The 7,518-nt window shown below is 74.2% G+C and carries 2 protein-coding genes; both read right to left on the minus strand.

Going from position 1 to position 7,518, the window contains the following annotated elements; genetic code table 11:
• Positions 1 to 57: 57 nt before the first annotated feature.
• On the minus strand, positions 58 to 4,248 hold the full coding sequence (locus CHF16_RS10695) for a non-ribosomal peptide synthetase (RefSeq protein ID WP_089325780.1): 4,191 nt from the start codon (positions 4,246 to 4,248) through the stop codon (positions 58 to 60).
• A 54-nt stretch (positions 4,249 to 4,302) separates the two neighbouring features.
• Positions 4,303 to 7,506 (minus strand): type I polyketide synthase, encoded by a 3,204-nt coding sequence (locus CHF16_RS10700; RefSeq protein ID WP_425427484.1) that lies wholly within the window; start codon positions 7,504 to 7,506, stop codon positions 4,303 to 4,305.
• Positions 7,507 to 7,518: the final 12 nt, after the last annotated feature.

The raw sequence follows: 7,518 nt of genomic DNA on the forward strand, positions 1-7,518 counted from the left end.
GTTCGCCGCGCGGCTTCGTCGGTTCGCCCTGGGCCGGTGCGCCCGGCCGGACGCGCGTCATCTCCGGTTGAACTCGGCCGCGACGGCTGATCCCGCGCGCGGGTCGGTGAGCAGGGTGTGGTGGGTGCCGGGCAGGGCGGTGGTGTCCACGGCCCCGCGGGTGAGCCGCGCCCAGCCCCAGTCGGGCGAGGCGCCGCACGGGTGGCCGGCGAACTCGCTCGCGGTCCCGTCCTGCGCGCGCAGCACGGTGACGTCGGCGGCGATCACCGGCGCCCGGTAGGAGTTGCAGGCCCGCACGACGCCCCGGAACACCGCCAGCGCGGCGGCGAGGTCGGCGGCGGGGATCTCCGGCGCGGCCACGCCCTGCTCGCCCGCCAGGGCCAGGAGCCGCGCCCAGGTCTCCTCGTCCGTGGCACCGGCCACCGGGGTGCCCGCCGGGACCAGGCCCGGGTCGAAGCCGCCGCCGAGGTCCTCCAGGAACCACAGCGCGAGCCGGTCCTCGTCGACCTCGCGCGGCGCGAGGGGGGCGGGCGCGTCGATGACGACGAGCCGCTCGACCGTCTCACCGAGCTCCTCCAGCCGGTGCGCCATCGCGAAGGCGATCACCGCCCCGGAGGACCAGCCGCCGAGCAGGTAGGGGCCCCGGGGCCGCTGTTCGAGGAGCGCGCCGACGTAGAGGTCCGCCAGTTCCCCGACGGTCTCCAGCGGCTTGCGGCCGTCGGCCGGGCCCGGGGCCTGGAAGCCGAGGCCGGGCCGGTCGAGCGACTCGGCGAGGCGCTGGTAGCACAGCACGCCGCCGCCCGCGGGATGCACCAGGCACCACGGGGTCCCGTCCTCGCGACCGTTCAGCCGGACGAGCGGCGACCACGCGGGCTCGGCCGTCTCCAGGTAGGCGGCCAGCCCCGCGATCGTGGCCCGTTCGAGCATGGTGCCGAGCGGGATCCGGCGGCCGAGGCGTTCGGCGACCTGCGCGATCACGCGCAGCGCCGCGAACGACTGCCCGCCGAGGTCGAAGAAGTCGTCGTCGACGCCGATCGGGCGGCCGGCGTCCAGCAGCGACTCCCAGATCTCCGCCAGGACGGCCTCGGTGGGGTTGCGGGGGGCCGTGTAGCCGCGTTCGCCGGCCCCGTCCGGGCCGCCCATGCCCTCCAGCGCGCGGCGGTCGAGCTTGCCGTTGCCGGTCAGCGGGAGCGCGTCGAGCACGGTGATGCGGTGCGGGACCATGTAGCCCGGCAGCCGTTCCGCGAGCCGGGCCCGCAGCGCCTCCGGCTCGGGCGGCTTCTCGCCGTCCTCGCCGACGACGAACGCGGCGAGCTGCCGCCCCGCCCCGGACGAGCGCGCCACGACGGCCGCCTGCCGGACCCGGGGGTCGTCCAGCAGGCCGTGCTCGATCTCGCCCGGCTCGACCCGGAACCCCTGGATCTTGACCTGGAAGTCGGCGCGGCCCAGGAACTCGATGTCGCCGTCCGGCAGGTACCGGCCGAGGTCCCCGGTGCGGTAGAGCCGCTCGCCGGTGCGGGGGTGGGAGACGAACGCGGCCCGAGTCCGCTCCGGGTCGCCGAGGTAGCCCATCGCCACGCCGACGCCGCCGATGTGGAGGTGGCCGGTGACCCAGGTCGGGGCGTCCCTTCCCTGGTCGTCGAGCACGTGCCAGGTCTGCCCGGCGAGGGGTCGGCCGTAGGGGATGCTCGTCCACTCGGGGTCGACGCCGGCGATGGGGTGGTGGATCGACCAGATCGACGCCTCGGTGGCGCCGCCGAGGCTGACCACGGACGCGTTCGGCGCGATCCGCCGGATCCGGTCGGGGAGGTCGACGGGGATCCAGTCGCCGCTGAGCAGCACCGTGCGCAGGGCCGGGAACCGGGCGCCCGCGGCGGTGGCCTCCTCGACCAGGAGCTGCATGAGGGCGGGCACCGAGTTCCAGACGGTGACGCCGTGCGCGCGCATCAGCTCGATCCAGGACGCCGGGTCCGGGCGGCCCTCCGGCGGCAGGACCAGCGTCGCACCGGCCGCGAGGGAGCCGAAGATGTCGTAGACCGAGAGGTCGAAGCAGAGCGAGGAGACGCCGAACAGCACGTCGTCCGCGCCGATGCCGAAGCGGGCGTTGATGTCCGTCACGGTGTTGAGCGGGCCGCGGTGGTCCAGCATCGCGCCCTTCGGCCTGCCGGTGGACCCCGAGGTGTAGATGACGTAGGCGAGGTCCTCGGGCTTGCGCGCCGCACCCGCCTCCGCGCCGTCAGGGGCGGCCTCCTTCCCGGTGGTCTCGTCCGGGCCGGGCTCGTCCACGGCGAGGACGGGGACGTCCGCGACGGCCGCCAGCCGGTCCCGGGACGCCGTGTCGGTGACGACGGCCGCGGCGTCCGTGTCGGTGAGCAGGTAGCCGATCCGGTCCTCGGGCCAGGACGGGTCGATCGGCACGTACGCGGCGTCCGCGGTCAGCGCCGCCAGGACCGCGACCATCTGCGCATGCCCCTTGGGCAGCGCGACGGCGACGAGATCGCCGGGCCGCGCGCCCGCGCCCCGCAGCCGCGCGGCCAGCCGGCGGGCCCGGTCGTGGAGCCCGGCATAGGTGATCCCGCCCGCCGCGTCGATCACGGCGGTCGCGTCCGGCCGCTCCGCCGCCCGCCGCGGCAGGGCGTCGTGCAGCAGTCCGGGCGGTGCCGCCGGGGCCGACGCGTTCAGCGCCGCGCGCTGCTCCGCCTGCTCCTCGGGGAGCAGCTCGGCCGCCGTCCGCTCCCACGCCCGGTCGTCCTCGGCGAGGCGGGTCAGCAGCTTCCGGTAGCCGCCGGACATCGCGTCGATCAGGCCGTCGGGGAACGCGGCCTCGATGACGTCCCAGATCACCCAGAGCCGGCCGTCGCGCAGCTCCCAGAACTCGGTGTCCAGCAGCGTCTGGGGCGTCTCCAGCATGGAGTGGAACGGCCGGATCGTCGGCCCCACGAACAGGGCGCTGCCGACCGCGAACGGGCAGATCGCGCGGCCGGGGGTCCGGCGCACCCGGTTCAGCTCCTGCAGGACGCTCGCGCCGCTCCAGTGCGACTGCGCCACGTCCTGCATCACCTGCGCCTGCAGCCGCCGGACCCGGGCGGTGAAGTCCTCGTCGTGCCGCCAGTCGACCTCCAGCGGGTACAGCGAGGCGAACTGGCCGAGGACCTCCCAGCTCTCCGGGTGCAGCGGCAGCCGGTGCGTGATCATGTTGTTGAGCAGGAAGTGCCGGGACCCGCTCCAGTACGCGAGGACCTCGGCGTGCGCGCCGAGCAGCGCGTTCGTCAGCGTCAGGCCGCGCGCCTCCGCCTGGCCCTTGAACGCGCTCCACAGCTCCGGCGGCAGCAGGATCTCCCGCCGGTACAGCATCGACCTGCCCCGGTGCGCCGTCCCCGAGGCGAGCGGGACGTCGGGCGCGTCGGGCCAGCCGGCCATGCGGTCGCGCCAGTACTTCTTCGACGCCTCGCCGAGCGGCGACTCCTCCAGCCGCTCCAGCGCCAGCACCTGGTCGCGGAAGCTCAGCTCCAGTTCGGGCAGCGGCTGGTCGGGGTGGTGGTAGTAGTGCATCGCGTCATTGATCAGCCGCGTGCCGCTCGGCGCGTCGGTGAAGACGTTGTTGTTGTTCCAGTGGAGCCGGGCCCGCCCCTCGCCGTACAGGCAGATGTGCGGATGCAGCCAGGGCCAGCGGTCGTGCGGCGGCTCCTCGCGCTGGAGCCGCGCCCGGACGCGGTCCAGGTGGGCCTGCGCCTCCGCCTCGGGAAGGCCCCTCAGGTCCGACACGGTGACGGTGACCGGTGCCGGGTCGCGCACCGTCTGCACCCTCATGTCGTCCCGGACCACCACGATGCTGTCGCGCTGCCGCTGGATCGCCCGGTTGAGCGCCTTCTCGTAGCGGACCGGGTCCAGCTCGTCGAAGTCGAACTCCATGTACTGGTGCGGGCGCACGTGGTACTCGAACCCCTCCCGCCCGCCCATGAGGAACGACATCTGCAGGTCGGGAGGGGTGAACGGCTCGTACAGGTGCTCCTTGTCCGGGACGATCCGCGGCAGCTCCGCGGCGTCCGGGCCGTCGCCGCTCGTCTGGGCGAGCCATTCGAGCAGCTCGGTCTTGTGCCGGGCGAGGGCTCCGCGCAGTTCGGCGGAGAGCCGCCCGCGGGGCGCCGTCACCTCGATCCGGTCGCGGCCGACCAGCTTGAGCCGCACGTCGGCGGCGGCCAGGTCCGCGAGCAGCGACGAGACGGTTCGGGGATGGGAGTCGCCCATGTCATCTCTCCTTCTGCGGGGGGCGCCGCCCCGGCGGCGGCGGAGCGGGGGTGTTCACAGCGTCAGGACCTCGATGTCCGCCGACTCGTCCGGTTCCTCGCCGGCGGACATGACGTTCCGCACGGCGAGCTGGCGGCAGATCGTCTCCGCGATCTCCAGCGCGGTGCCGCCGCCGAGCAGCAGGTCGGCCGGGACGTCGGACGCGAAGTCCGCCTGGAGCCACTGCCGGAGCCGGACCGTCGACAGGGAGTCGAGGCCGAGCACGTTGAGGTGCGTCCGGGCGAACCCGTCCGCCGCCCGCTCGCGTTCGGCGTCGGCCATTCCGAGGACCATCGCCACCCGGTCCAGCAGCTCGCCGAGCACGGCGTCGCGCGCCGCGCCGGGGTCCTTCAGCGACAGCGCCATGAGCTCCTCCAGCCGGCCCTGGTCCAGCGGTTCGGCCCCGGCCCGGTCGGCGGGCACCACGTCCGCGAGCAGCGTGTAGGGCGACGCGGCCGGCGCGACCGCCGCGTACCGGGCCCAGTCGACCGCGGCGAGGCCCACGTGCGGCCCGGTGTCCGACGGCAGATCGGCCAAGGCGCGGAGCGCGAGGTCGGTGGGCAGCGCGTCGATCCCGGACGCCTCCAGCCGGTCGCGCAGGTCCCGGCGCGCCACCATGCCCGTCTCCGCCCACGGCCCCCAGCTCACGCTGACGGCGGGCAGGCCCTCGTGCCGGCGGAGCGCGGCCAGCGCGTCCATGAAGGCGTTCGCGGCGATGTAGTTCGCCTGCCCGGCGGAGCCGATCAGCGAGGCCATCGAGGAGAACAGCAGGAAGAAGTCGAGCCCGTCCTCGCGGGTCCGCCGGTGCAGGTGCCACGCCCCCCGCACCTTCGGGTCCATGACGGCCTCGTAGCGCGGCCGGTCGAGCTCGGTCAGCAGCCCGTCGTCCGTCACACCGGCGGCGTGGACGACGCCCCGCAGCGGCGGCATGTCCCGGCGCACGGACGCCAGCAGATCCGCGACGCCGTCCGCGTCGGCGAGGTCGGCCTTCCGCAGTTCGACGCGGACGCCCCTGGCGCGCAGCTCGGCGACGGGCGCCGGCACCTCGTCGGGCAGCGTGCGGCCCGCGAGGACCAGCGAGCACGCCCCCGCGTCGGCGAGCCGTCCCGCGACCGCGAGCCCGAGCCCGCCCAGACCGCCGGTGACGAGGTACGTCGCGCCGTCGCGGACCCGGAGCACGCGATCGCGGGCCGCCGACGACGGCGTCCGGGCGAGACGGGCCTCGAACCAGCGTCCGCTCCGCACGGCCAGGTGGCCCGAGCCCGGGAGCGCCGCGGCGCGCCTGAGCACGGTCTCCACCGGCGGCGACGGATCGGCCGGGTCAAGGTCCAGCTGCACGCACTTGATCGCGGGGTGTTCCGCGATGACCGCCCTGGCCGCCGCCGTCCAGACGGACTGGGCGGGGTCCGGCGGGCCGTCCTGCTCGCGCGGCGCCGCGGCACCGGCCGAGCAGAGGATGATCGGCGGGAGGTCGTCGGCGCGGTCGCGCAGGAAGTGCCTCAGCACGGCGAAGCCGCGCCGTGCCAGCCGGTAGGCGGCGTCCGGGCGCTCGTCGTCGAGCGGACCGCCGTCCGCCGTGCCGCCGTGGACGATCAGCCCGCCGACGGGCGTCCCCGCGTCGTGCAGAGCCCGGATCGCACGCTCGACCGCGTCATCCGGCCCGGCCCCGTCCGCCGACGGGACCTCCAGGCGGACCGCCGTCTCGCCGAGCGCGTCCAGCTGGTCGCACCAGTCCCGGGCGCGTCGCGGGTCGATGCCGAAGACCAGCCACGGACCCGAAGCGCGGATGGTGTCGCCGGAGTCCGGCCGGCCGGTGAAGGGCCGCCACTCGATCGCGTAGGGGCGGGGCCGGGCACCGGACAGGTCGGCGAGCGCGGCGGCCGGGACGCGGCGGAGCCGGAGGCCCGCCAGGTCCGCGAGGACCGCACCGGCCTCCGAGCACACCTCCAGATCCAGCACGCGGTCACCGGAGTCCCGCGCCTCGCGCAGACGCATCCGGCACAGGACACGGGCCGGCAGCGCGCCGCGCACGCGGACCCGGTCGACGGCCGCGGGAAGCCACAGCGCGTCGCCGTCGGCGGCGAACGCGGCACCGACGTGCAGGCAGGAGTCCAGGACCCGCGGATCGAGCGTCCAGGTCGCGGCGCCGCTCGTCTCCGTCTCGCACTCGACCAGGCCGAACGCGGTGTCGCCGTCGCGCCACAGCTCCCGGAGGCCGCGGAACGCGGGACCGTGCTCCACACCGGCGGCCCGGAAACGCTCGTAGACGGCGTCCGCGGCCTCGGCGGCCATGCGGGATCGGACGTCACCGAAGTCGATGGTGGCGCCGGTGCCCTCGGCGTGCTCGGCGTGCTCGGCGGCTCGGACCGTCACGTGCTCGGTCCATCCGGTCCGCGATGCGCCCTCCGCGCGGCTGAAGCATCGCACCGTGCGGGACCCGCCGGAGGAATCGACGACCGTTTGCGTCTCGAGCGGAAGTTCGTCGGCGAAGTGCATGAAGGTGTGGAACTCGACGCCGTCGAGCGACCACGACCGGGCATCGGGACCGGCTGCTTCGCGCAGCCCGGACAGGGCCCACTCGATCATTGCCGCCGCCGGAACGACCGGTGTCCCCGCGAGCCGGTGGTCATCCAGGGGCAGGGGCTCATCGGATCCGACCGAGCCTTTGAACCACTGCCTCTGCGCATCCGCGAGCTCTACTTCCGAGCCGAGCAGGGGATGCGAGGTTGAATGGTCTGGGGTGTGCGCTGATACGCCATTGTTATTCGGTGTGTGGAGCCAGTGGGTGCTGTGCTGGAACGGATAGGTCGGGAGTGGTGGCAGCGAGGTGGTGGATAGGCGTTCTGGGTTGGTTCGTGGTGGGTTGGTGGTGTGGTGGTGGGTGTGGATTTGGTTGATGGCGTGGTGGAGGTTGTGGACGTTGTTTTGGTGTTTGTGGAGGGTGGTGATGGTGTAGGTGTTGGGTTGGGTGAGGGTTTGGTTGGTGGGTGGTGTGAGGGTGGGGTGTGGTCCGATTTCGAGGTAGGTGGTGGTGCCGTTTTCCTGGAGGTTCTCAACCGCGTGTTGCCAGTGGGTGGTGTGGGTGAGGTGGTTGGTCCAGTAGGTGGGGTCGGTGAGTTGTTGGGTGGTGGCTTGCCGGCCGGTTTGGGTGGAGATGATGGGGGTGTTTGGGGGGTGGTAGGTGAGTTGGCGGGTGGTGTTGTGGAGTTTGTCGAGGATGGGGTTGAGGAG

Origin of the sequence: Actinomadura meyerae (genome assembly GCF_900188445.1) — a bacterium.
GTDB classification, from domain to species: Bacteria; Actinomycetota; Actinomycetes; order Streptosporangiales; family Streptosporangiaceae; genus Spirillospora; species Spirillospora meyerae.